This window comes from Candidatus Paralachnospira sp. LCP21S3_A2, from assembly GCF_052118925.1.
Taxonomy (GTDB): domain Bacteria; phylum Bacillota; class Clostridia; order Lachnospirales; family Lachnospiraceae; genus Lientehia.
Map to the genome: position 1 here is coordinate 1 of NZ_JBQKGG010000046.1, position 910 is coordinate 910.

The 910-nt window shown below is 50.7% G+C and carries 1 tRNA gene and 2 rRNA genes; all 3 read left to right on the forward strand.

Features of this window, described 5'->3' with window-relative positions:
- Nucleotides 1–111: ribosomal RNA gene (gene rrf, locus ACTQ3K_RS12605) — 5S ribosomal RNA — on the forward strand; the annotation flags it as partial.
- Nucleotides 112–115: 4 nt separating this feature from the next.
- Nucleotides 116–189: transfer RNA gene (locus ACTQ3K_RS12610), tRNA-Ile, on the forward strand.
- Nucleotides 190–480: 291 nt separating this feature from the next.
- Nucleotides 481–910: ribosomal RNA gene (locus ACTQ3K_RS12615) — 23S ribosomal RNA — on the forward strand; the annotation flags it as partial.

A 910-nucleotide genomic window follows, 5' to 3' on the forward strand; every position in this document is an offset into this window, starting at 1 on the left:
CTGATGCGCTTAGGGGAGACACCCGTTCCCATCCCGAACACGATGGTTAAGACCTAAGCGGCCGATGGTACTATACTGGAGACGGTATGGGAGAGCAGGTGGGTGCCAGAATCATGGGCTTATAGCTCAGCTGGTTAGAGCGCACGCCTGATAAGCGTGAGGTCGGTGGTTCGAGTCCACTTAAGCCCAGGCATTGAGTACTTAGCGAAGCCGAGTGTGAACGATGGCTGAGGTTAGTACGAAAGCCCGCACCGTAGCTTGGCGAAATCGAGCGCAAGCGATGATTGAGCTTTAGCGGAGTGTGCGTCCGACAGGTTGTGAAAAACTGGTCGGTTCAATGCAAAACACTGTACCTTGAAAACTACACATTGATAAGAAGACATCAGATATTGATTGAATGTTTTAAAACCAATTCAATTTCATTAACAAAGCAAAAACCTGAACCAGGACAGCGGGACGCTACCTGCTGTGGTTAAACCTGGTTAAGCTAAAAAGAGCGCAGGGTGGATGCCTTGGCACTAAGAGCCGATGAAAGACGTGATAAGCTGCGATAAGCCATGGGGAGGAGCAAATATCCCTTGATCCATGGATTTCTGAATGGGGAAACCCACTGGAGCAGACCTCCAGTATCCATACGCCAATCCATAACGTATGGAAGGGAACCCGGTGAACTGAAACATCTAAGTAGCCGGAGGAAAAGAAAGAAAACTCGATTCTGGGAGTAGCGGCGAGCGAAACCGGAGGAGCCTAAACCCGGGTGCGTGCACCTGGGGGTTACGGACTGCATCATGTATCTGAGAGGTTAGCAGAATGGTTTTGGGAAAGCCAGCCGCAGAGGGTGAAAGCCCCGTAAGCGAAAACCGATCAGAGCAAGCAGGATCCAAAGTACCACGAGACACGTGGAACCTTG